General features: G+C 67.0%; 1 pseudogene. It reads right to left on the reverse strand.

The features are described 5' to 3' along the window. A pseudogene (locus ACFWF3_RS35950) lies at positions 1-1,374 on the reverse strand (peptidase); the annotation flags it as partial.

Below are 1,374 nucleotides of genomic sequence, written 5' to 3' on the forward strand. Positions count from 1 at the left end.
ACACCGGGGTAGCCACGCTTTTCGATGATCGTCATGACTTCCTCGGCGGTGGCTTCGCTGAGGTGATCTATCTCGATGAGAAAACCGTGGTCGATCATCGCGTTGATCAGGTACTCGCCGAGGTCGGTCAGCCCGCGCGCATTGCAGTGAGATCCCGCCGCGTAGAGCGGCAGTGGTGCGCCGCCGAGCAGCGGGCCGGTGAGATCGGCGATGAACTGGTTGATATGACCGGCGAGCGGCACCGAGAGCTGGGTGCTGTCCTGTTCGGGTCCGGGACAGGGCTGGACGTTCCAGAACGTGCCGGTCTGCATGAAGTTGCCCGCGTTCACCAGCAGGCCGGTGACATCGTGATCCATTTTCGTGCCACCGAACGCGTTGTCGAACTTGTGTACCGGGAAGAAGCTGCTCACGCCGATGGCACGAAGTTCGGTGAGCCAGCGGTCGACGTCGGCTCGGCCGCACTCCGGTTGCCCGAGGAACACGCCACACCCCATCGGGTCGGACAACTCCATGCCGAGGACCACGGCGAGCTTGCCGGACGCGGCGACGTGGCGCGCTCGGGCCGGATCGGTGACGATGCGGAAGAAGCCCTGCCCGGGCCCACCGGCCTGGGCGTCGATGTAGTCCTGCAACGCCCGCAGGCTGTCGGCCTGCCTGCGCACCGAAGCCATGTCGTCACAGGGGTTTCGGCGATCGGTCATCATGGCGCACAGTGATTCGTTGTCCACCAGGTCGACGGTCATCACGCGCAGGCCCGCCTTCCACGAGCGCTCGATGCTGGTCCAGTAGGTGCCTTCGGCGGTGAGAACCGACGGCTTCGGCCAGTCGCGGAAGGTAGGCCAGCCTCGGGTGTCGGAGGCGTGGAACGGTTCGCCGTGGTCGAGGAAGTCGGCGATCACACCGTTGGTGCCGGTGCGGTACTGCGCGCAATCGGGCAACGCGTAGCTCACTCCGTAGGGGTGCCACGGGCGGCCGCAGTGAAAGTTGCCGCCCATGAATTCGTAGGCGGTGACGTGCGCGTGTGCGTCGATGGCGCCCACGACCGCACCGTCGGCGCCGACGCTGGGGCCCGGAGTTCCCTGGGCGCCGGTCTGCGCCTCGGGGAAGTCCGCGCACCCGGTGTCCTGGACGAACGTGGCGGGCGTGCTGGTCGCGGTTTCGGTGTTGCTGAGAACGAATCCGCTCGCACCGGTGCCGTCCACCTTCCATATCGCCGACGGCGTCGGGTTCTTCGCGGGGCTGGTCGCCCCCTGTCCGGCTGCCAGGACGTCGCCGTTGCGACCGTAGAGCAGCCAGCCTCGGGTGTCGGAGGCGTGGAACGGTTCGCCGTGGTCGAGGAAGTCGGCGATCACACCGTTGGTGCCGGTGCGGTAC

This window comes from Nocardia sp. NPDC060220, assembly GCF_042727815.1.
Taxonomy (GTDB): domain Bacteria; phylum Actinomycetota; class Actinomycetes; order Mycobacteriales; family Mycobacteriaceae; genus Nocardia.